Source organism: Paenibacillus sp. CAU 1782 (assembly GCF_054551715.1).
This window is the reverse complement of record NZ_JBTOLL010000003.1, coordinates 127,849-151,154: the sequence shown is the minus strand read 5'-3', so window position 1 is coordinate 151,154 and position 23,306 is coordinate 127,849. Positions and strand designations below refer to the sequence as shown.

Here is a 23,306-nt window from a genome sequence, read left to right as displayed (position 1 = left end):
TAAAGAACGCAATCCGGGCGAAAAAGGGAGTTATCCAGAGAATACGGTACATAAAGTTTGTAAAGTTAAAACTGTACAGACTATATGGGTGCTCACGCTCTTTGACCATTACAAAGTTATCCAACTACACTTAGGGGGTGGCTTTTCACGAGAGCAAGAGAGGTACGGAAGGGGGCAACACCATGGCGATGATAGAAGCTAAAGGGCTGACAAAACTATTTGGTCATGACGCCAAGCGGGGTATGCCGCTTTTGGCTCAAGGCTGGACAAAGGAAAAGCTTCTCGCCGAAGCAAAATTGACCGTTGGCGTAAATCAAGCTGATTTCACCATAGAAGAAGGTCAAATATTCGTTATTATGGGCTTGTCCGGCAGCGGCAAATCGACGCTGGTTCGGCTGCTCAACCGATTGATCGAACCAACCGGAGGAACGCTGCTCTTCCAAGGGCAGGACGTTACGAAAATGTCACCGGAGAAGCTCCGGCAGTTCCGACGCAAAAACATCGGAATGGTTTTTCAGAAATTCGCGTTATTTCCGCATCGCACCGTCGTTCAAAACGTGGAATATGGCCTGGAGGTTCAGGGCATTGCCAAAAAAGAACGTCGCGAAATGGCGATGAAATCGTTGGAATTGGTTGGTTTGAAGGGCTGGGAAAACAGCTATCCCGATCAATTAAGCGGCGGCATGCAGCAAAGGGTAGGTCTGGCACGAGGTTTAGCCAGCGATCCCGACATACTGCTAATGGACGAGGCGTTCAGCGCGCTTGACCCGCTTATTCGCAAGGATATGCAGGATGAGCTGCTGGAGCTTCAGACTAAAATGAAAAAAACGATCGTTTTTATTACCCATGATCTGGATGAAGCGCTGCGCATCGGCGACGTTATCGCCTTAATGAAGGATGGCAGCATTGTGCAAATCGGGACGCCGGAAGAAATTTTGATGCAGCCGGCCAACCGTTACGTCGAACGATTCGTCGAAGACGTCGATTTGTCCAAAGTGCTTACGGCTTCCCATGCCATGGACAAGGCCGAAACCGTCACGCCGGACCGCGGACCGCGCGTTGCGCTGCAATTCATGCGTGATCGGGGCGTTTCCAGTCTGTACGTGGTTGACAAATCCATGCACCTGCTTGGTCTTGTCAGCGCGGAGGATGCATCGCGCGCCGTCAAGGAAAACCTCAAGCTGGACGATGTGCTGCAAAGAGATGTGCCGACAACGCATCCGGACACCCTGCTTAATGAATTGTTTGAATTAATGGGCAATTCCCGTTTGCCTGTAGCTGTCATTGGCGACAATGGCCGTCTTAAAGGAGTCGTCATCAAAGGCGCCGTTCTTGCGGCATTGGCCGGCGGCGGCAACGGAGATAACGGCGCTCAGAATGGAGGTGGCGCTCATGGGACTGCCTAAACTGCCTTTGGCCGATTGGGTTGAATGGCTCCAGGATTGGATGGGCGACAACCTTTGGCCGCTGTTTTCCTTTATTTCGATGGTAATCGGAGGAATCGTCAAAGGACTGAACACCGCTTTGGTTTGGCTGCCTCCGCTGGCCGTTATTATTTTGTTTACCGCGATTGCCTGGTATATCGGCAAATGGCGCATGGGCGTGTTCACCATCGTTGGACTGCTGCTGATCGACAACCTCGGGTTGTGGAATCAAACGATGCAGACGCTTGCGCTGGTTTTAACCGCAGCCTTTATTTCCATTTTAATCGGAATTCCGCTGGGCATTTTGTGCGCAAGATCTAACAAGATGCAAAAAATCGTGACGCCCGTGCTGGACTTTATGCAAACCATGCCGGCATTTGTTTATTTGCTTCCGGCGATCACGTTCTTTAACCTAGGCGTCGTTCCGGGGGTTATCTCCTCCATTATCTTCGCCATCCCGCCAACAATCAGATTGACAAATCTGGGCATTCGTCAGGTACCCGCGGAGCTTGTCGAAGCGGCTGACGCTTTTGGTTCAACACCGGGGCAAAAGCTCGTAAAGCTTCAGCTTCCTATCGCCTTGCCGACCATTATGGCAGGCGTCAACCAGACGATCATGCTGTCGTTATCCATGGTCGTTATCGCATCCATGGTCGGCGCGCAAGGCGTTGGCGCAACCGTCTACCGGGCGGTGACTCAAGTGAAGACGGGCGTTGGCTTTGAGGCCGGGATTGCCATTGTTATTTTGGCCATCATTCTCGACCGTCTGACGCAGCAAGTCATCAAAAAATCCAAATCGCATGGATAAGTTTTCTTGAGCTTTCTTGAGTTTTCTTGAGTTTTCTTGAGTTTTCTTGAGCGCTCTCCCTGCATGGAGCAGCTTCAAAATAATATACAGGAGTGATGTATGGAATGAAATTCAACAAAATGAGTGTGATGTTGGCGGCGTTGATGGTATTGATCCTGGTTGCGGGCTGCGCTTCCGGAAACGGTAACGGCGGCGGCAATACGGCTAATGGCGGAAGCAAACCGGATGGCAAAAAGGAAATTACGCTTGCTTACGTGGCTTGGGACTCCGAAATTGCCAGTACCAACGTCGTAAAGGAAGTGCTGGAATCCAAGCTGGGCTATACTGTGGAAATGCTGCAAGTTGACGCTGGCCCAATGTGGGTAGGCATTGCGCAAGGCAGCGCCGATGCTATGGTTGCCGCTTGGCTGCCGACAACGCATGAATCCTATATGAAGGACAATGAAGGCAAGCTGGAAGACCTCGGTCCTAACCTGGACGGAACAAAGCTTGGCCTGGTCGTTCCCTCCTACATGAATATTAACAGCATCGAAGACTTGAACGATGAAGTCGGCGGCACGCTGAACTATACAATTACCGGCATCGAGCCAGGCGCTGGACTTATGATGAAAACCGAAAGCGTGCTGGAGGAATACGGGCTGAAGGACAAATGGACGCTGCTTGAAAGCTCCTCCGCCGCCATGGCTCAATCACTTGAAAGAGCCTATAACAACGAAGAGCCTATTATCGTGACAGGCTGGACTCCGCACTGGAAATTTGCCAAGATGGACCTCAAATATTTGGAGGATCCAAAAGGCGTTTACGGTCAAGACGAGCAAATTCATACAGTGGTCCGCACAGGTCTGAAGGATGACCAGCCGGAGGCTTACGCCTTCCTGGACGCGTTTAACTGGACACCTGACGATATGGCGGAAGTAATGATCGCAATCGTCGAAGGCGCATCCCCTGAAGATGCCGCCAAGGCATGGGTCGAAGCCAACGCCGACAAAGTGGATGCTTGGATTGGTCAATAACCAAAACCGTTCCAAAGGCTGACGGAGCTTGAGCGCCGAGTCGTTGAACTCAGAGCATTTGAACTTAAAGCTTTTGAACTTAAAGCTTTTGAACTTAAAGCTTTTGAACTCATAGCCAATGAAAAAACGGGGCTGTCCGAAAAGCCGATCCGCGTATCTGATTCAATTAAAAACGCTAATGGACATCCGTGTCCGTTAGCGCTTATTTTTTAGCTTTTTGCGTTTGTAACGGACATTGATGTCCGTTACAGCGAAAATTATCCAATAATTACCCATTTTGGGGCTCTAACGGACAAGGATGTCCGTTAGCATTTCAAAATCTGCGTTTTACGCGTCTAACGGACTTCCGTGTCCGTTAGAGCGTTTGACTTTTTGGACAGCCCCGTTTTTCATATTTCAACGGGACGCCGCCGGAACGGGGCATTGAAGTTATTGCCCGTAAACTGTGGCAGCAGCTATATTATTGCCAATATTGATAAAGAGCGTGTGTGCCTTTATCGCCAAGGCCGGCTTCCGCAATTGTATCGTACAGCTTTCTGGCCAGGGTTAAGCCCGGAAGGTCGATGCCCATTTCCTTAGCTGAATCAAGAGCGATCCCCATGTCCTTAATAAAATGCTTCACAAAAAAGCCCGGCTCAAAATTGTCAGCCACGATGCGTGGCGCCAAATTGCTGAGCGACCAGCTGCCTGCCGCGCCTGTTTCGATGCTGCGAAGCACGTTTTCAAGATTTAGGCCGGCATTGCGCGCATAAACCAATGCCTCGCACACGCCAATCATATTGGAGGCGATCGCGATTTGATTCACCATTTTGGTATGCTGGCCCGCTCCCGGTCCGCCTTGCAGCAGCACATTTTTGCCCATGAGCAGCAGCAATGGCTTAACCGCTTCAAAGGCAGGTTCGTCGCCGCCTACCATGATCGACAATGCGGCGTTTCGCGCGCCGATATCTCCGCCCGATACGGGAGCGTCGAGCGCAAACAACCCTTTTGCCGTTGCCGCTTCGTGAATGCGAATAGCAAGCGAAGGCGATGAAGTTGTCATATCAATCAGATATGCCCCCTGCTTGGCCGAAGCTACCAATCCTTGTTCGCCCAAATAAATATGTTCCACATCGCTTGGATATCCTACAATCGTAATGACCGCATCGCATACGGCCGCCAGTTCGCCCGGCGTGTCATGCCATATCATGCCCATATCCAAAAGCGGCTGCGCCTTTGCTTTCGTGCGTGTATACAGATGAAGCTCGTGTCCGCCGGCCTGCAAATGTTTTGCCATGCTGCTTCCCATTACGCCCGTTCCGATAAACCCGACCTTTTTGATTGTCGATTGCATCTTGCTTCCACTCTCCTTAGCTGATTTTGACGGCTTCCCATATGTCGATTCTGGGTATAGTGAATCTTAGTTCATTTTCCGATGCCTGAAACGGCAATTCCCCGTTCTCCAACAGCCCTTTGACTGAAACCGCCCCTGGCAAAAGCGACAACGGCAGCGCCACCTCTATCCCATGAAGCGGAATGGCATCCGTAAGCGGCCTTCGGCCTGTCCCGTTGACAAAATGCAGCAGCAAACCGTTGTCTTTTGAAAAAATAGTGACTTGAAGTCCCGTAACGTTGGTTACCTTAAGCAGCCTTTGTCCGCTGACGGCGGCGCCGATCAGGTTGTCCATCAGACGGTAGTGCTCGCCCAGCTTGAATTCATCCAGCAGCCAACTAAACGAAAAGGGCAGATAAAATAGTCCGCCGGCGCCGATGACATGGCGCAGCGCCAAGGGAATATCCGTGCGCTCCACGGACAGGGATGCCCGCTCCGGCGGAGCTCCGACGCTTTCCAGCGGGGAAAACGGCGGCACGAGCGTAGCCAGCACCTCCGTCCCGGGCTTAGGCTTACAGTATACCACCCGCCCCCGATGCGGGATAAGCTCGGTTTCCTCCATCCCGGCCTGAAGCGGATTGCCGTCAGGCAAATCACCGAAACGAAGATAACTTGCCGCCAGCTGCTCGCTCAGCGTCGTGCGCGCTTCAATGCCAAGCAGCTCCGACAGCGCTCCCTTATCGTCGGCATCCAGGCTGCCTTCAGTAATCATAACGCCCCCCTGCTCGGCGTAAGCCCGCCAAACTGCAAGCGACTCCGAGGACACTCCGGTATGCTCCGGCACAATGACGGCCCGATAGCGCTTCAGGCAAGCAAGATCGGCCTGCTCGACCGGCACCAGATCAAAAGGCACCTGGCGGTTGATCAAACCGTCCGCCCAGCCCTCCGCCGATTTGACGCCTCCCCATAGCAAAGCCACATCCGCCAGCGACTTTGCCTGGTGCATTTCGGCGGCAAGTTTGCTTTCGCGGCGGTTATGCTCCGTCACGACGCGCAATATGCGCTTGTCGGTTATCGTATCCGGCACGCCAGTCAGGGAATGCCAGATTTGTCCGCCGTAAGCGGGCACCTGCGCCAGCCAAAAGGCATATTCCGCAGGAGGCAATCCCGTATGCCGCCAATCCATGCCGGGGCAGGAATGCACGATGCCAAGCGGTGCGGCATCTCCTCCGGAACGGCCCAGCTTGATGCTCATCGCTGGTTTCCAAAACTCCGGGATGTGGCGGTGACCCAGCGACAACACGTCCTGCGGCTCCGTGCAGAGCAGATCCGCTCCCGCTTTGCGGTCTCCCAGCCGTTCCCGGAACAGGTTATAGTAGCCCAGAACCGGAATGTCGCCCCTTACTTCCTTAGCAGCATCCTTCAGCCGCTCCATGTTGCCCCTCATGCACAAAGAGCCCCATGTCCGATCCCGCTCCGCCTTGTCCTCAGGCATCGGCACGCCGTACAACGCCTCATATTTGTCCCGGCAAATGCCGCACCAACAAGGTATGGCATTCGGGTTATTGAAAAATATGCCGTCAATATCGTAGCGCCGCAGCGATTCCTGTAACACCGGAATGGCCAATTCCTCATGACGGTAACCGGAATTGATGCAGGTGGACATCAGAAGCGACCAATTCCCAGGCCTGCCCGCGCCGATAATTTGCGGATCGCCATTGGCATCCCTGACAAACCATTCCGGGCGCCGCTGGTAGACGGCATCGTCCGCTTTGCTGAAATCATAACGGGCAACAAACCGGATTCCCTGTTTATGAAACTCCGTAATCATCTCTTGCAGCAAATCGCCGTTTTGAGGCAAATATTCGTTAACATGATGATAAGGCACATCCGACTTATACCAAGCATAAATGCCGCCCACATTAAAAACAACCGTATTGGCGTGCATGTCCTTTATTTGCTTGCCCAGCCGCTTCGGATCAATCTTCGCCGTATCCTTGACCTGCATATTCGGCTGAATGATCGCAAGCGGTTTCCTCCACCAGCTGTCATGAACCATCGAACAACCCTCCATAACGTTGCGTGATTAATGAAAACCTTCTCGATTCCCTTGCACTCGATCGCCGTTTTCCGTATTTGGCCCAAAAGAAACCCAGGCTCAGGCTTTTAAATGAAATGCGGCATATGAGGTCAATTTTGGCACAACCAGCACTGTCGCTCCGTCTTCTGTTCGCCATGTTGCCTTGGTTACTGACTCGCTGCCTGATGATGGAACAGAAGAAGCGGTACGGTCACCTGCGTAACTGTCTCCAGAAATCAAATCGCCGCTGGTTAGGCTTCCATTAGCGGTTGATGTAGTAGAAGTGGTTCGGATGTCTCCAGCAGTTAGGGAAATCGGGCGTGAAGGCTTCTCGCCGTTCCCGCTGGGGGGCCATCCCTGCACTCGCACCTCAATATCGCCAAAAGGAATCGGCTCCTCGTAAGTCATGCCGTTAAAGCCGGACAAGTTCAGCAGCTGCAGTAACCGGGAACCATCCGACAGACGATGCAGAGCGATTTCCACGCTGGGATGTGCATTGGTTGACAATGTCCTTTGTTCCTCGGGAACAAGACGATTTAACGCGCCAAGCAGAATCCAGCGGTAATCCGAAAAGCCATGCCGGTAATACAACTCTCCGACATTCCAGCATACATACGCGCTGCCTCCCGGATTGCCATCCGATCCCGGCGGCTTGATGCCCAAGGCGTAAAGCTCCGACGATTCGACATGCCCGTACGCCCGCTCGGGAGGACCAAAGCTGGCTTGAGCGATATAAGGCAAACTCTTCGCCACGCCATCACTAAATGTAACCGCGTTAAACGCACCGTCCACAACAACCCAGTCCCGCTGGGCCAATTGCGGGAACATCCCTTTATCATCGATCCGTACATAGGATGCTGTCGTTTCGTGGATCACTTGGTCCGCCGTAGCATGAAACAGCTCTTGCAGCGCCTTCGGCTGAAAGGCTAACGAACCGCCCGTCGCCAAAATATGCAACCCGCGCATTCGCCACTCCGCAAGCTTCTTCAGCTGTTCCTCGTCCAGCCGCTCAACGCCTGGCAAAATAACGATTTTAGCCGGACTTGCCGCAAGCCGTTCCAGCCTATCCTGCTTGATGACGTCGAATTGAATATGGCTTTCTTTGAGCATTTTGAATACGCCCAAATATTCCTTGGACGAATCCCGCACCGAAGAAGGAGACGGCTTGACCAAAACAACATCCGCCAAGCTTTGGAATTGTCCAAACCATTTCTCGTGCTGCTTGTGATAACGGAATATGGAAGACACCGTCTCCAGATTTTCGCGATCCGGATACCCCTCGAATGCGCCTATGATACAGAAATCAAGGCCCGACCCGCTGAGCAGGCTTTCATACAGTCGGATTTCACTTTCCTGACGGGACACTCCCGTAAAACGATACGTCAAATCGATAGCGTTGATCGAGCAGTTGCTGACCAGCTTGTCCTCGTAGCTGCCCATAATCGGCATTATATTTTCCGCCGCGGAGTAAAGCCATTTGGGCAGCGGCCGGTTCAGCGCCGTATTGGATTCATGACGAACAATGTCTACTTTGTGGTGGTGATAGGTGCTGATGGCAATATCGGGGCGCAGCTTCTTGATGTGAGCAGATATCTTTTCCAGAATATCCATGGAGGTTTTTTCTTGAAATTCGCGGTATTTGCGGAAGGTTTCGTTGCCCCGGTCTTCTTCCGCAGGCAGCTCCAAGCCATACATTTCTCTGAACCGGGCTCGGCAATTATCGCAATGGCAGGTGCCGTAGTAGTTACCGCTGTAGTCCCAGTTCTGGTAGCCAAACATATTGAAAAACACGCCGTCCACATCATACGCAGAAAGCGCCTCCTCCAAAATAGCCAGGCTGTTCTCCTGTTGATAGCCCCCGTTCAGGCATGTATGGACGATGCCAAAATAATTAACCTCCCTGCCTTCCGACGTGCGATAAAACCATTCCGGACGCTGCCGAAAAATGGATTCATGCGCTTTGCTAAAATCAAAACGGGCAATAAACCGAATTCCGTTTTTGTGCGCCTTTTGAATACTTTCCCCCAGCAAATCCTTCTTGAGATATGGCGTGACGTATTGATACGGAAGCTGAGAGGGGTAAAAGGCGAACATGCCTCCCGCGTTCATCATCAACACATTGGCGTCCATCGACTTCAATTGGCTGATCAGCTTGTCGACGTCCAGATCCGCGTCTACTTCTCTCAAATTATTTTGCACCAGTCTTAGCGTATTGCCGGCCCACCAGTTCATGATCCAATTCAATCCCCTTCCCGTTTAGGACTTGTGCGGCTTTGATATTTCACATAGCCTGCCCTCTCAAGATGGTGTACACTTTACTGTTGAATAATGGTAGAAAATGAAGCTGCGACACTTAAATGCAAGCGGTTCCAATCTGCAAAATAAAGGAGCAAAATTAATATGAATGATAACTCTATGATTATCGATAATCTTGAAAGTGTCAAGTTCCGGGCAGCGCAAGCAGAGGATTTGGCTTTTATCGCCTCGTTGGAGAGCGCTCCCGAAAATGCCGTCTTTATTCAGCCGTGGACGCTTGAAAAGCATGAGAATTCGCTGAACAATCCTGACATTCGTTACTTCTTTATCGAAACTGCTCAGGACGGCAGTCCCGTCGGTTATCTTATTTTGGCGGGATTGTGCAGTCCTCACGACAGCCTGGAATTAACCCGCATTGTCATTTCCCGCAAAGGCGGAGGTTATGGGACGGCAGCGTTTCGCCTCCTGAAAAAATGGGCGTTTGAAAGCTTAGCCGTTCATCGTCTCTGGCTGGACGTCAAAGTAAATAACGAACGGGCCATTCGCTTGTACAAAAAAATGGGATTTACGCTGGAAGGAACGCTGAGGGACTGCATCAAATCGGGGGAAACCTACGAATCGCTTCATGTCATGTCACTGTTGCGAAGCGAATATCGTTAACCATCCGCCCTGCGCAAATCTTCTGGCCGTGCGGCTAAGGGACTGCCGATAAACGGCAGTCCCTCTCCTGCAACAGTTTTTTTAGTCCAAAATATACGGCTGCATGCCTAGCGGGAATGGCGCAGGTCGGGTACAGGTGCTTTGCATCCGGTAATGTGCGCCTTGCTCGGATGCGTCATGGAAACCGTGCATGGCTTCCAGCACATGATAAGCCAATTCTCCGCTTGCGCGATGCGGCCTGCCGCTCACGATTGCTTTTGCCATATCGGCGGCACCGACGCCGCGCGCGTTTTCGCTATAGCCGAACGCAAGCGGAATGGACGACCATTCTTTCGCTCCCGCGCGCCAAATTTTGATTTCACCGCCAAAATTGTTGGGGTCCGGCACCAGCATCGTGCCGCCGCTTCCGTAAACCTCGATACGCGGCAGCGTAGTCGCCCCTTTGGCGTCAAAGCTGGTGAGAATGGTGCCGATTGGACCGGATGCAAAATCCATGATGCCCGCAATATGCGTCGGCACTTCCACCTGAACCTTTTGCCCGAATTTAGGCTGGCTCGTAATGGTGCGCTCCGGATAGGAGATGCGTGCCGAACCCGTTACTCTCGTGATTGGCCCCAGCATGGCTACCAGCGCCGTCAAATAATATGGCCCCATGTCAAACATCGGTCCGCCGCCAGTCTGGTAATAAAACTCCGGGGACGGATGCCAGGTTTCATGGCCGCCTCCCACCATAAATGCCGTTGCGCCGATCGGCGTTCCGATCCAGCCGTCCTGCAGCAGCTTGATGCAGGTTTGAATGCCGCCTCCCAGGAACGTGTCCGGCGCGCTGCCCACAGACAGCCCTTTGGCCTCCGCCAGCCTAAGCACCTCGCCCGCTTCCTCACGAGTAACCGCAAAAGGCTTTTCCACGTAAACGTGTTTCCCGGCCTCCAACGCCCGCAAATTAACGGAAGCATGCGCTTTCGGAATGGTCAAATTAATAATCAGTTCGATTTCGGGATCAGCCAATAGATCTTCCACGGAGCCGCCCCGTATGCCGTATTGCTCGCCTTTGGCTTGCGCAAGCTCGACGTTCAAATCGCCGCAGGCGACAACCTCAAGGCTGTCAAAGCGGTTGCCGTTTTCCAAATAGATGCCGCTGATATTTCCCGTACCGATAATGCCCGTTTTCAGCTTTCTCATGATTCCGCATCCCTCGTTCGTCCATAATGAAATTCTAAAGCTGGTTGTCCGCCATGCCGCTGTATACGCCTTGTCCTTTAGCCGCGCCTGTTTCTTCCGCTACGCGTTTGCCTTCCGCGCACCACAGAAAGCCCCGGCGCATCAGCTCTTTCACAACCGGTATTTCCATAATGTTCGCCTGATGTCCAAGCGAGTTGTAATAAACGCGCCCCAGTCCCCAGCGCTTGGTCCATGCCACCGGCATATCCACCGCTTTGTTATAGCTGTGCGGGCCTTGAACGATAGGAAAACGAGTCGTCGCCAACACTTCAACTGCCGGGTCGACATGCAGGTAATACTGCTCGGAGCTGACTTCGAAATCTTCAATGCCAGCCGTCAGCGGGCTGGATGTGTTGCTTATGTTCACCGTGTACGCAACCCCGTCGTTGCCGGGATGGGCTACCCATTGGCCGCCCGTCATGAACTGCCAATCCACATTTTCGCGGAAAGCGTCGCACATGCCGCCATGGCAGCCCGCAAGACCTACGCCGCTTTGTACGGCGGCGGAAACGTTGTCCACCAGCTTTTGCTCGATTCGTCCCATCGTCCATAGCGGCACGATCAAATCCAATCCCTTCAGCTTTTCGCCGTCCGCAAATGCTTCGAGCGTATCGCTGACTTCTACCTCGAAACCTTCGCCCTCCAGCTGAGCGCGGAAAATTTCGGAAACCTCCTTGGGCTGATGGCCGTCCCATCCGCCCCAAACAATCAATGCTTTTTTCATCGTTTTCTCCTCCGGCATACCGCATTTTGCATTACATCGCTCTACCTTACAACGCTTTACGTCGCAACGATTACTTAGACTATGTTCCTTGGGTTATATTCCTTAGGTTGCATTCCTTAGACTACACTCCTAGGCTACACTCCTTAGACTACACTCCATAGGCTGCGCTCCTTAGGCCACATTCCTTACGCTGCACCGTTTTGCCTTACATCTCGTTCAGCTTGACCCATCTACGCTCCGCGATAGACAGATCCACCGCTTCCAGAATCTCCTGGCATTTGACGCCGTCCACAAAGTTTGGCACCGGCTGGCGTCCTTCGCTCAGCGCATTCATCAGCTCCAGCACCTCGTGCGTAAACGTATGCTCGTATCCGATCGTATGACCCGCCGGCCACCAGGCATCCATATAAGCGTGCGCGGGATCAGTGGCAAGAACGCGTCTAAAGCCTTGTACGTCATCGGCGTCATCGGTGAAATAGACTTGAAGCTCGTTCACCCGTTCAAAGTCGAACTTGATGCTGCCTTTGCTGCCGTTGATCTCAAACGCGTTGGTACAACGATGCCCCGCTGCAAAACGGGTTGCTTCGATGCTGCCCATCGCGCCGCCTTCAAAACGCGCCATAAACACGGTGGCGTCATCCACGGTTACGTCGGCAAGCTCGCCACCCGCTTCGCCTTTGGCGCTTAAGCCCGTCATCGCCGAAGCAACCGGACGTTGCTTGACGAACGTTTCACTCATTCCGATTACCTCGTGAAATTCGCCAACGAGATACCGGGCCATATCAATGACATGAGCTCCCAAGTCGCCATGCGAGCCGGAGCCGGCAATTTCTTTTTGCAGCCGCCAGACGAGAGGGAAATTGGGATCAACGATCCAGTCCTGCAGAAAGACGCCGCGAAAATGATAGATTTTCCCGATCCGTCCTTCGCTGATCAGCTTTTTGGCCAATTGCACGGCGGGGGCGAAGCGATAATTGAAGCCCACCATATGCGTGACTCCGGCACGCTCCGCAGCCTCCAGCATTTCACGGGAATCCTTGAGCGACAGCGCAAGCGGCTTTTCGCAAAAAATATGTTTGCCGTTAGCCGCAGCGGCCAATGCAATTTCCTTATGGGCGTCGCTTGGCGCATTGATGTCAATCAAATCCACATCGTCGCGCGCCACAAGTTCGCGCCAATCCGTAACCGACTGCTCCCAGCCAAATTGCGACCTAGCCTGTTCCAACTGAACGGGATCGCGTCCGCAGATTACCTTCATGACCGGCTTTGAAGCCGCGTCGGGGAAAAACATCGGCAGCGCCCGATAGGCGTTGCTGTGCGCTTTTCCCATAAATTTATATCCAACCATGCCTACTCTTACATTTGCCATCCTGATCTACCGCCTCTCCGGAATTTGGATTGCGTAACGAGGTTGTTCAAAAAGTCCGCTTTTGATTGCGAAATTGGTTTCATTTAGGTGCTTTTCTGTTTTTACGAGGATTCTCTGGGCTCAAATGCTACGGGGAGACGAATCAAGCCATTGCCCTCCGCCTGATTTCCGAATTCATCTTTCTTCTCCGTCGACAGCAGTCTTTCCGCCGCCAGCTTGCCCATCTCATAAAAGGGGACGCTAATCGTTGAAAGCTTGGGACTGATCAGCCTTGAGCTGTCGGAATCATCACATCCCACCAAGGCGTAGTCCTCACGCGGCTTCAGGCCGCGCTCCGCCAATCCCTGCATCAGCCCGATAGCCATACGGTCGTTGGCTGCGAATACGGCGTCGATCGCTCCTGCCGCTATGCCGTCCCCGATTGGGCCAGCCAGCTCATAACCGCTCGTCCGGCTGTAGTTGCCTACAAACATCAGCTCTTGCTTGACCGGATGTCCCGCTTCCCGCATTTCCTCCCGGTAGGCCCTTAATCGGTCTCCGCTATTGGAGTATTGCGGCGGGCCGTTCAAAAATGCGATTTTTTGTCTGCCGCTCTCCAGCAAATGGCGTATAGCCAGCCTGCTTCCGCGCACATGATCCGCATCCACCGCCGGGAAGTCCTCGCCGCCAAAATGCTGGTTCACCAGACAAAACGGATGGCCCTCCGCTTGCAGCTCCTTCAGCGCTCTCCGTTCCTCAGGCACGTCGCGCGATCCAAGCATGATGCATGCATCCACTTTTTGAGCCCGAAACAGCTTGGCATAATCGTGCGACTCATCGGGGTTTTTGAAGATCAGCAACAGATCGTAACCAAAGCGCTGCGCCGCTTCGCCAATTCCGCTCAATATTTCCGAAAAATAATAAGTGGAAAACAATTTGACCTTGGGCATAAAAGGCAGCACTACCCCGATATTGCCGCTTCTTCTCCGCGCGAATTGCTGAGCCAGCACGCTGGGCACATACCCGACTTGACTGGCTGCTTCCAGCACGCGGCGGCGCGTCTCTTCCTTGATCGGGCCCACATTGTTCAATACCCGCGACACCGTGGCTTCCGAAACGCCGGCCAGCTCGGCTACTTCTTTTCTGCTGATAAAGGCATCCTCCTTCGACGACATATCTTGGGACTATTGCTTGTCAATAAAAAGACATAATGTACACGCGTACATTATGTCATGAAACCGCTTTTAAGTCAACGCGATAAATGTATGGATTTTCGGCTTTTTGGACGATCCCTTACTTGTCCTATTCTTTCAAGGACTTTTTGAATGCCCGCTTACTTGTCTATTCTTTTATTTACGAAGACCGTCGCATAAAATGGACACCACGCGTTCCGGGAAAGTCCCGCCATCTCCGGTTGCCTGCAAGACGCCGGCAAGCAGAACTTGGATATCCTCAATGCGAGCATCGGCCCGTACGGAGCCGCTTTGCTGGGCGCGGTCTAGCAAATTATGAATTCCGCGCCAAAAATCGCTTGCAACCTCGGAACGCCCCGCTTCACCATTAAGCCTGCTGACAAGGGCATCCGTTATCGCCTTGTTTGCAATTCCTTCCCTTATGATCTTTGCAAAATAGTGAAAGAACGCCTCGCCCGGATCGGCATGGTCAAGCAACTGATTGGCTTCTTCGATAAGACGCACCTTGTGGGTGACAATGACGGCGCCAAACAAATCCTCCTTGGTCGGGAAATGTCGATAGACAGTGCCCACTCCTACATCGGCTCGCCTGGCGATTTCATCCATTGAAACGGAGATGCCTTCAGTCATAAATGCGCTATGGGCGATTTGAAGCAGCTTATCCCGATTTTTTTGGGCATCTGCACGCAATCTTTTATCGGGAGGTTTAGCAACTATGGAATCTGTCGTGGCACCGACTCCAGTTGAATTATTATTATTAAGCATCATGGGATAACACCTCTGCATAAATCATACATCACGAGCGTTTTGTTGACAAACGGAGAATCCTCTCCGTATAATCATCCATAAGCGGAGAATAACCTCCGTTTAAGAGAGCGATTTTAAAGAAGGAGGTTTTTAAGACAGTACTTTTTAAAACAGTACTTTTAAGACGGTAATTTGGTTCTCGATTCATTTCGATAAAAAGGAGATTTGAAAAATGCAAAATTCACAAGGCAAGAGCGCGTTATTAGTTATGGACATGCAAAACAGCGTCGTTTCACGATACGTAGACAGTGAAAAGACGCTGCTTCCATTTCAAAAGGCTATAGAGGCCGCTCGCAATCATGGGATTCCCGTTATTTACGTTCTGGTTGCGTTTCGTCCGGGTTATCCGGAGATTAGTTCCCGAAATAAAATGTTCGGGGGTATTCCCGGTCGGGCCGGAGCAGCCGTTCCAGAAGCGGCCTTGCAAATTCATAGTTCCATTCAGCCACGGCCGGACGAACCGATTGTAACCAAGCTTCGCGTGAGCGCATTTACCGGAAGCGACCTTGAGGTGATTCTTCGGTCTTACGAGGTTGATAAGCTCATTCTCAGCGGAATCGCTACAAGCGGGGTCGTGCTATCCACTTTACGGGAAGCAGCAGATAAAGACTTTGCCCTCACGCTGTTATCCGATGCCTGCATCGACGCCGACCCCGAGGTTCATCGCGTTCTAATCGAAAAGGTCTTCCCCCTGCAAGCCGAGGTGTTGACTGTGGATGCATGGGACGCATCCTTATCTAACTAGCTGCTTTATCTGGACGGCTTTCGCTTGATCTCCAGCAGCCACTTGTAAAGCTCGGTCAAGCTATCGCTGCCGTCGTGCCGTTCCATATTCGCCTTGTAGCTATCGCGGTTGTCGTATACCTCGCCTAGCCGCTTCACCAACTCGCCCGCAGTCAACTCCTCTTCCGGCAATACATCGCTGTATCCGGCTTTGCGGAAGGATTCGGCATTGAGCAGCTGATCGCCCCTGCTCTGTCCCTTCGGCAGAGGGATGAGCAGCATCGGAATGCGGACGGCGTGAAACTCGAAGATGGAATTGGAGCCTGCGCGGGACACGGCTACATCCGTCATCGCCAGCAGATCAGGAAGCTCTTCTCCCACGAACGGAAACTGCTTGTAGCCAGGAAGGGAGATGCTTTCATCCAACCCATTTTTGCCGCACAAATGGACAACCTGATATTGCTGAAGCAGCTCCGGCAACGCCTCGCGCACAGCCTCATTAATTCGTCTAGCGCCTAAGCTGCCCCCCATCACCATCAATACCGGCTTGCCGCTGCGAAACCCGCACAAATCCCGGCCGCGCTTAGGATTGCCCGCAAACAGCTCCTTGCGGACAATTGCTCCGATATGCCGGCTTTTGCCCGAAGGCAAGGCATCGCCCGTCTCCGGAAAAGTCGTGCATACCCCCGTTGCAAAAGGAATCGCGATTTTGTTCGCAAGTCCCGGCGTCAGATCGGATTCATGAATGAGTACGGGCACCCGGTTCATCCAGGCGGCTAACACAACGGGCACCGACACAAAACCGCCTTTGGAAAATACGACGTTGGGCTTTTGCTTTTGGATAATGCGATAGGCTTGCCATAACCCTTTGACCACTTTAAAAGGGTCCTTTACATTTTGCCAGTCCAGGTAACGGCGCAGCTTGCCGGTTGCGATGGGCCAATAGGCCACGTCGTTCACTTCGCGCAGCAAGTCCCTTTCGATTCCGGTTTCCGAGCCTATGTAATCGACGCTCCAGCCTTCTCCTTGAAGGAGCGGTATTAATGCTAAATTGACGGTAACGTGACCTGCTGATCCTCCGCCGGTCAATACGATCTTGTTCAATGCCATCCATCCTTTTTCTGTTCGGTATTACCATTATACGTTTCCCGTCGCAAATTAACATTCCCTCTCGACAATTTCTCGTCAAGTATCATTACGCAGCCAAAAAAGCTCCGGGGGCGGAAAGCCCTCGAAGCTTTTTGACTCTGACGTAGTTGCTGCATTAATTAGAATCTGCCGTAGAACGCGTTTCTGTACACATCCGCCAGCTCGGTAACAAGCGGCAGCTTCGGATTGGCGGTTGTACATTGATCCTCGAAAGCGCGGTCGGCCAAATAATCGACGCGTTGCTCAAAATCCTTCGGATCGATTTTCAGATCCTCGAATTTCTCTTGGATATCGAGCTCTTTGTTCAGCTTGCGGATCGCTTCGATCAAGCTGTTTACGCCTTCCTCCGTCGTACGTGCCGGCAAGCCCAGAATACGAGCGATTTTGGCATAACGTTGATCGGCTACAAAATGCGTGTATTTCGGGAACGCCACGAATTTCGACGGTTTCGACGCGTTGTATTTAATAACGTGCGGCAGCAGGATTGCGTTGGTGCGGCCGTGAGCCGTATGGTATTGCCCGCCCCATTTGTGCGCCAAGCTGTGGTTGATGCCAAGGAACGCGTTGGCAAACGCCATGCCCGCAATCGCCGAAGCGTTATGCATTTTTTCGCGGGAGAACGCATCTCCGTTATTGTACGAATTGGCCAGGTTTTCAAATACCAGCTGGATCGCATGAAGCGCCAAGCCGTCGGTAAAGTCATTAGCCATGTTGGATACATACGCCTCGATCGCATGCGTCAAAACGTCCATGCCAGTGTCGGCCACTGCGTTTTTCGGCAGGCTAAGCACGTAATCGGGATCGATGATCGCAACGTCCGGCGTCAGCTCGTAATCGGCCAGCGGATATTTGGTGTTGCCGTTTTCCTTGTCGGTAATAACCGCAAACGAGGTCACCTCTGCGCCGGTGCCAGACGTTGTCGGAATCGCCACGAATTTGGCTTTGTCGCCCAGATGCGGGTATTTGTATACGCGTTTGCGGATATCCAGGAACTTCTGTTTAACCGACTGGAAATCGGTGTCGGGATGCTCGTAGAACAGCCACATGCCTTTGGCCGCGTCCATTGGCGAACCGCCGCCCAGCGCGATAATGCAATCCGGCTTAAACGCCTCCATCATCGCAACGCCGCGTCTGACCGTTTCGATCGAAGGATCAGGTTCTACTTCCGAAAATACTTCGACAATAACCGGCGTTTGGCGTTTGCGCAGGTAATATTCAACCCGCTCCACATAGCCAAGTTTCACCATAACGGGGTCCGTAACGATCATGATGCGGCTAATTCCTTGCATTTTAGCCAAATATTGCGTTGCGCCTCTTTCGAAAAAGATTTTTGGCGGAATTTTAAACCATTGCATATTCACGGCTCTTAGTGCCACCCGCTTCACGTTTATTAGATTATCGACAGTTACGTTGGACGTTGTCGAGTTTTTGCCGTACGATCCGCAGCCCAGCGTAAGCGAAGGCGTATTGGAGTTGTAGATGTCGCCGATGCCGCCATGCGTCGAAGGCGAGTTGACCAGAACGCGGCCTGTTTGCAGGCGATCCGCAAATGCACGGATTACGGCGTCATCATTGGAGTGAACCGCCGACGAGTGGCCCATGCCGCCAAATTCAACAACCTTCATGGCTGTTTCGATGCCTTGCTCGACATTTTTGACTTTGAGGCAAGCAAGCACAGGGCTGAGCTTTTCTGCCGACAGCGGATAATCGGGCCCAACGCCGCCGATTTCGGCCACCAGCATTTTTGTGCCGGCCGGCACTTTTACGCCAGCGACTTCGGCAATGTAGGTTGCAGGTTTGCCTACGATCGCGCCGTTGACTGCGCATTTATCCTTCACGATAACGAGATCGGAAACCTTTGCCGTTTCTTCTTTGTTCAAGAAATAACAGCCTTGATCCGCCATCAGCTTTTTCACTTTTTCATAGACGGGTTCTTCGATAATCACCGCTTGCTCGGATGCGCAAATCATGCCGTTGTCAAACGTTTTCGAGAGGATGATATCGTTGACCGCTTGCTCCAGGTCCGCCGTTTTTTCGATAAAGGCCGGCACGTTGCCCGAACCTACGCCAAGCGCCGGTTTGCCTGTGCTGTAAGCCGATTTGACCATGCCGGGACCGCCTGTGGCCAGCACGAGCGCAACGTCTGGATGGTTCATCAGCGTTTGCGTCGCTTCAACGGACGGCAATTCGATCCATTGAATCATATGCTCGGGAGCTCCGTTTTTCACGGCTGCGTCCAGCAGCGTTTTGGCAGCTTCAGCGCTGCACTTTTGAGCGGATGGATGGAAACCGAATACGATCGGGTTTCTTGTTTTCGCCGCAATCAGCGCTTTGAACATCGTTGTCGAGGTAGGATTGGTTACCGGAGTAACCCCGGCAAGCACGCCAAGCGGCTCTGCTACCTTCATATAGTTTTCGTATCTGTTTTCCTCGATGACGCCAACGGTTTTTTTATGCTTGATGTCGTGGTAGATGTATTCCGTTGCAAAGATGTTTTTGGTGATCTTGTCTTCGTACACCCCTCTGCCCGTTTCCACTACAGCCATTTTCGCCAGTTCCATATGGCGGTCCAGACCGGCCAAGGCCATTGCCTGCACGATAGTGTCCACTTGATCCTGGTTCAGCTTCATAAACTGCTCCAGCGCTTTCTTCGCATTCGCCACCAACTGATTCACGTGTTCGCCCGCCGTCATTTCAGCAGCCGGCTGATCTTTTACTTTGCTCTCTTTAACAGCCATTTGTTTTCCCTCCTGTAAGGTAGTCTTTGTTTATCTCTTCTTGAATCCAATATACCTCTGGAGAAAGTCAGATTCTGTGAATTATTTCACATATTATCGGTTTTTGTGAAAATTTTCACCTGATTTTTGTCCGGAAAAAGAGAGCAATCTCACAATCCGGCATTTTTGCCCCTTTTGATCGATTTTTAACGCGATTGGGATGGGTTCAGGCGGACGTAACGGTCATCCATGTCCGGTAGAAGGCAAATTCGCCGATTTTTCATCTGTAACGGACATCGCTGACCGTTAGAGTAGTTTTGACCGCGTAAATTGGGCCATTTGGAGCTCTAATGGACAAAAATGACCGTTAATTGTTCAGATTTGCTGGTTTTGAGCCTGTAATGGACATCCGCGTCCGTTACAGAAGGACAATCTCCAGCATACACCTTCGACAAACTCCAGTTATCCAAGTATCCAAGGTATCATGCAATGGTACGATGCTGAGGTACAATGCCTGGCTGGTGCCCAGGTTACCACGCAAAGGCACGATGCCTAGGTGTTGCCAAGGTACGATGCTGAGGTACAATGCCTGGCTAATGCCCAACCTACGATGCTGAGGTACAATGCCTGGCTGGTGCCCAACCTACGATGCTGGGGTACAATGCCTGGCTGATGCCCAACCTACGATGCTGAGGTACAATGCCTGGCTGGTGCCCAGGTTACCACGCAAAGGCACGATGCCTGGCTGGTACCCAGGTTACCACGCAAAGGCACGATGCCTAGATGTTGCCAAGGTACCACGCAAAGGTGCGATCCCCCAACGTATTTCGCCTCATCTCGCACGTCGTTCTGTCGACGCTCAATCCGCGGCCGGGACACGCTGGCTAATAATGCAGCCGCGTTAACTCAGTTTTCACCAAGCTGTCGCAGCCGCATATTCAAACCAATATTTTTAATGGGATCCTTCGGCACACTGATTCCAATGCGGAGTAGTCGGTTGTTGCCTTTACATCCCTGCCACTTGCCTCATATAATCTGACACCATGCGAGTTCTTTGTTATTCAGCATCGGGACCCACCAGCTTTTGCTTCTTGCCTTTATCTAAGGGCTATCGCGTTCTGTAACCTGGGCTTTTATCAACAGCACAACCGAATGCTCCCGAGTAAAGGCCATTACGTCTTCTTCATCCAAAAAGTCTGCCGAACGAAGCGATTCCCCCACCTTCATCTGCCAATAGGTGCCGATGATGCGGCTTTCGTCAGGTTGTAATCTGATGACGTTATCTTCTGTCGCCGCGTAAGCAAGATTGGCATTGTTTATCGCAACGCTATATTCGTCCGGCAACCGATTTGGCAAAAGCTTTCCGCTTGGCCCATATCCGTATACAAGCACAGAGTCTTCAAAAGGAATAAATCCAACCCCTAACGGACCGTTTTCATTAGCAAATGGACTGTTTCCAAAAGACATCTCCCAAATAGGGTCCTCCTGAACACGTTTGCCGTCCACATACCCTTCCAGCCATACCCGAAGCCAGCTTTCGTTGGCCCGAGGCAATTGAATTTGATAGTCCAGCAAATGCCCCAGTCCGGCAACTTTGATGCTTTCAGCATGGGGAAGGTCCTTATTAGGTGAGAGGATTGCTATGGCGTTATCGTCATTCTCCGTTTTCGCGCATGAGGCCAACAACAGGACCGCAATGATGCCTACAATTGTGAGACTGAATAGACGGTTAAACTTTCTTTGGTCGTGGACTGAGATTTGATGCTTCAATATGCTGATTCTCCTTCACTGCGTTAATTATCGCATCAGAGGCGGTTTGCCAAAGACGGCGCCAGCGTTTTGATTAGATGCTTCTTCGCTATCAACTTGGCTTATCGACTTATATCAATACGAATAACTGGAAATAAAGTTCCAAATTAACCCTATCCACTCCAAATAAAATACGATAACCGCTGCCGATCAAGACATTTCTTTCGACACTCTATATAAGTTCAACTAAATAGTGGCGGCAGAGGAGTCCGCCGCTTCTTTAGTCGAACTTATATCGTTCCTAACTGCGACAAAAATGGCTATTGACGAAAACCTGGGTCTTCGCTAATATTTACCTATTACTATTCGTAATGATTACTATTATCGAATAAAATAGAACCCAGGAGGATTTAACATGACCAGAAAGATGATTTATTTGCTTACCTTAGCAGCGCTTGCGGCACTGCTGCTGGCTGCTTGCAGCACAAACACAACAAAAAGCGGCGCGGGTCATTCAAATGCAAATTCAGCAAATGCTGATTTCACAAACAACGATATCACAGACAACGATTCCGCAAACAACGGTACCGCCAACACTTCGCAATCCACCCCAAAAGAGATTATTTACGCTACGGCTAAAGATATCAACGATATCAACCCGCATCTATATGCCGGCTCCATCCCTGCAACAGGCATGGTTTTTGAGTCGCTGGTCGAAAACACGGAGAATGGCATTCAACCGCTGTTGGCGGAATCCTGGGATATTTCTCCCGACGGCAAAACTTATACGTTTCATCTGAGAAAAGGCGTGACCTTCCACGACGGAGCCCCATTTAATTCGGAAGCGGTCATTAAAAATATCGAAGCCGTACAGGCCAACGCCGCCAAACATGCCTGGATCAAGCTGGCGGCCAAAATCGCCGCTGTCCATGCCGTTAACGATCATACCGTTCAATTGGATCTGACAGAGGCCTACTACCCCACTCTACTGGAACTGGCCATGACTCGACCTTACGCCTTCACATCGCCAAATGATTTTAAAGCTGGCGGGACAAAAGACGGCGTGGCGGGCTACAACGGAACGGGCCCTTACAAGCTCGCAGAGCATAAAACCGATCAATATGCGCTTTTTGAAGCCAATGAAAACTATTGGGGAGAAGCTCCGCAAGTGTCCAAAATAACAGCAAAAGTGCTTCCCGCCGGGGAAACCACCCTTTTGGCCCTGCAAAAAGGAGAGGTCAACTTTATTTTCACCGATGACCGCGGCGCGGACAGCATCGATGTGCAGGCGATGAGCCAATTAGCGGAGGACCGCGATTATCAAATCATCTCAAGCAAGGCCATGAATACCAAAATGATTGTGGCGAACAGCGGCAAAAGCGATAGCCCCGTCGCTGAAAAAGCCGTCAGGGAAGCCCTCTGGCAAAGTATCGACCGGGAAACCATCAGCAAGGAGATTTTTAACGGTACGGAATCACCCGCCGAGTCGCTTTTTTCCTCCAACGTCAACTATGCCGATATCGGCCTGGGCAAACGGGACTATAACCCGGAGGCCGCCATCAAGCTTCTGGAGGAAGCAGGCTGGAAAGCGGAGAACGGCAGCGACATCCGTTCCAAAAACGGCCGCAGTCTAAGCATCAAACTATATTATGACGCCGCTTCTCCTTCCCAAAAGACACAAGCCGAGTTTATTCAGAGCACGGCCAAAAAAGCCGGCATTGAGCTAAAGCTTGTTGGCGAAGAATCTTCTTCAGTAGCGAAGCGGAGAGCGACGGGCGATTACGAGCTGCTGTTTAATCAGACTTGGGGGCTGGCCTATGACCCGCAAAGCACCATTTCCGCTTTTACCGCAGAATCGTCCTATCTGCATACGACAAAGGGAATACCTCAGGCAGATGAGCTGTACGACAAAATCAACGAAGTTATGGTTTCGTCGGATGAGCAAAGCCGGCAGGCGCTGTACAGAGATATTTTGACCATTGTTCATGACGAAGCCGTGTTTATCCCGCTTACCAATGGAATCGTTACAATCGTAGCGCCAAGGGATCTACAGCACATTTCCTTTAAGCAAACCCAATACGAGCTGCCGTTTGAAAAAATGGGCTTTCAATAAACGGGGCAC

General features: G+C 51.8%; 17 protein-coding genes. 6 read left to right on the top strand and 11 right to left on the bottom strand.

The features are described from left to right. The first annotated feature begins 182 nt into the window (after window positions 1–182). From ACX93W_RS11385 to ACX93W_RS11375, 3 genes are all read left to right on the top strand, one after another. Window positions 183–1,406: a quaternary amine ABC transporter ATP-binding protein gene (locus ACX93W_RS11385; protein WP_459392493.1), complete on the top strand. Its 1,224-nt coding sequence runs from the start codon at window positions 183–185 to the stop codon at window positions 1,404–1,406. After that, complete coding sequence (locus ACX93W_RS11380) at window positions 1,393–2,232, top strand: ABC transporter permease (RefSeq protein WP_459392492.1); 840 nt, start codon at window positions 1,393–1,395, stop codon at window positions 2,230–2,232. The genes ACX93W_RS11385 and ACX93W_RS11380 overlap by 14 nt, the downstream gene beginning before the upstream one ends. Before the next feature lie 104 nt (window positions 2,233–2,336). Then, window positions 2,337–3,245 (top strand): glycine betaine ABC transporter substrate-binding protein, encoded by a 909-nt coding sequence (locus tag ACX93W_RS11375; RefSeq protein ID WP_459392491.1) that lies wholly within the window; start codon window positions 2,337–2,339, stop codon window positions 3,243–3,245. 460 nt (window positions 3,246–3,705) lie between these two features. Here the strand turns inward: ACX93W_RS11375 and ACX93W_RS11370 are convergent, their stop codons facing one another. From ACX93W_RS11370 to ACX93W_RS11360, 3 genes are all read right to left on the bottom strand, one after another. Further along, window positions 3,706–4,578, bottom strand: a complete 873-nt coding sequence (locus ACX93W_RS11370; protein WP_459392490.1) for an NAD(P)-dependent oxidoreductase — start codon at window positions 4,576–4,578, stop codon at window positions 3,706–3,708. 16 nt (window positions 4,579–4,594) lie between these two features. After that, on the bottom strand, window positions 4,595–6,616 hold the full coding sequence (locus ACX93W_RS11365; RefSeq protein WP_459392489.1) for a beta-galactosidase: 2,022 nt from the start codon (window positions 6,614–6,616) through the stop codon (window positions 4,595–4,597). 99 nt (window positions 6,617–6,715) lie between these two features. Beyond that, window positions 6,716–8,869, bottom strand: coding sequence for an alpha-amylase family protein (locus ACX93W_RS11360; protein ID WP_459392488.1), 2,154 nt, complete (start codon window positions 8,867–8,869; stop codon window positions 6,716–6,718). 168 nt (window positions 8,870–9,037) lie between these two features. Between ACX93W_RS11360 and ACX93W_RS11355 the strand changes: the two genes are divergently transcribed. After that, window positions 9,038–9,553 carry a GNAT family N-acetyltransferase gene (locus tag ACX93W_RS11355; protein ID WP_459392487.1) on the top strand — a complete coding sequence of 172 codons (516 nt, stop codon included), beginning with the start codon at window positions 9,038–9,040 and terminating at the stop codon, window positions 9,551–9,553. A gap of 81 nt (window positions 9,554–9,634) precedes the next feature. Here ACX93W_RS11355 and ACX93W_RS11350 read toward each other — a convergent pair whose 3' ends face one another. The 5 genes from ACX93W_RS11350 to ACX93W_RS11330 form a co-directional block, all read right to left on the bottom strand. Continuing rightward, window positions 9,635–10,735 carry a Gfo/Idh/MocA family protein gene (locus ACX93W_RS11350; RefSeq protein ID WP_459392486.1) on the bottom strand — a complete coding sequence of 367 codons (1,101 nt, stop codon included), beginning with the start codon at window positions 10,733–10,735 and terminating at the stop codon, window positions 9,635–9,637. Between the two features lie 34 nt (window positions 10,736–10,769). Continuing rightward, window positions 10,770–11,498 carry a ThuA domain-containing protein gene (locus ACX93W_RS11345; protein ID WP_459392485.1) on the bottom strand — a complete coding sequence of 243 codons (729 nt, stop codon included), beginning with the start codon at window positions 11,496–11,498 and terminating at the stop codon, window positions 10,770–10,772. 205 nt (window positions 11,499–11,703) lie between these two features. Continuing rightward, on the bottom strand, window positions 11,704–12,867 hold the full coding sequence (locus tag ACX93W_RS11340) for a Gfo/Idh/MocA family protein (RefSeq protein WP_459392484.1): 1,164 nt from the start codon (window positions 12,865–12,867) through the stop codon (window positions 11,704–11,706). A gap of 101 nt (window positions 12,868–12,968) precedes the next feature. After that, window positions 12,969–14,021, bottom strand: a complete 1,053-nt coding sequence (locus ACX93W_RS11335; RefSeq protein ID WP_459392483.1) for a LacI family DNA-binding transcriptional regulator — start codon at window positions 14,019–14,021, stop codon at window positions 12,969–12,971. 174 nt (window positions 14,022–14,195) lie between these two features. Then, window positions 14,196–14,807, bottom strand: coding sequence for a TetR/AcrR family transcriptional regulator (locus ACX93W_RS11330; protein ID WP_459392482.1), 612 nt, complete (start codon window positions 14,805–14,807; stop codon window positions 14,196–14,198). Window positions 14,808–15,018: 211 nt separating this feature from the next. On the opposite strand from ACX93W_RS11330, the gene ACX93W_RS11325 reads away from it, so the two are divergent. After that, window positions 15,019–15,591, top strand: coding sequence for a cysteine hydrolase family protein (locus tag ACX93W_RS11325; RefSeq protein WP_459392481.1), 573 nt, complete (start codon window positions 15,019–15,021; stop codon window positions 15,589–15,591). A 5-nt stretch (window positions 15,592–15,596) separates the two neighbouring features. On the opposite strand, the gene ACX93W_RS11320 is transcribed toward ACX93W_RS11325, so the two are convergent. From ACX93W_RS11320 to ACX93W_RS11310, 3 genes are all read right to left on the bottom strand, one after another. Continuing rightward, window positions 15,597–16,679 carry an undecaprenyldiphospho-muramoylpentapeptide beta-N-acetylglucosaminyltransferase gene (locus ACX93W_RS11320; RefSeq protein WP_459392480.1) on the bottom strand — a complete coding sequence of 361 codons (1,083 nt, stop codon included), beginning with the start codon at window positions 16,677–16,679 and terminating at the stop codon, window positions 15,597–15,599. Window positions 16,680–16,837: 158 nt separating this feature from the next. Then, a complete protein-coding gene (gene adhE / locus ACX93W_RS11315; protein WP_459392479.1) occupies window positions 16,838–19,456 on the bottom strand; it encodes a bifunctional acetaldehyde-CoA/alcohol dehydrogenase in 2,619 nt (872 codons plus the stop codon). Between the two features lie 1,080 nt (window positions 19,457–20,536). Next, on the bottom strand, window positions 20,537–21,205 hold the full coding sequence (locus ACX93W_RS11310) for a hypothetical protein (protein ID WP_459392478.1): 669 nt from the start codon (window positions 21,203–21,205) through the stop codon (window positions 20,537–20,539). A 394-nt stretch (window positions 21,206–21,599) separates the two neighbouring features. On the opposite strand from ACX93W_RS11310, the gene cntA reads away from it, so the two are divergent. Beyond that, complete coding sequence (gene cntA / locus ACX93W_RS11305) at window positions 21,600–23,297, top strand: staphylopine-dependent metal ABC transporter substrate-binding lipoprotein (RefSeq protein ID WP_459392477.1); 1,698 nt, start codon at window positions 21,600–21,602, stop codon at window positions 23,295–23,297. The last annotated feature ends 9 nt before the right edge of the window (window positions 23,298–23,306 follow it).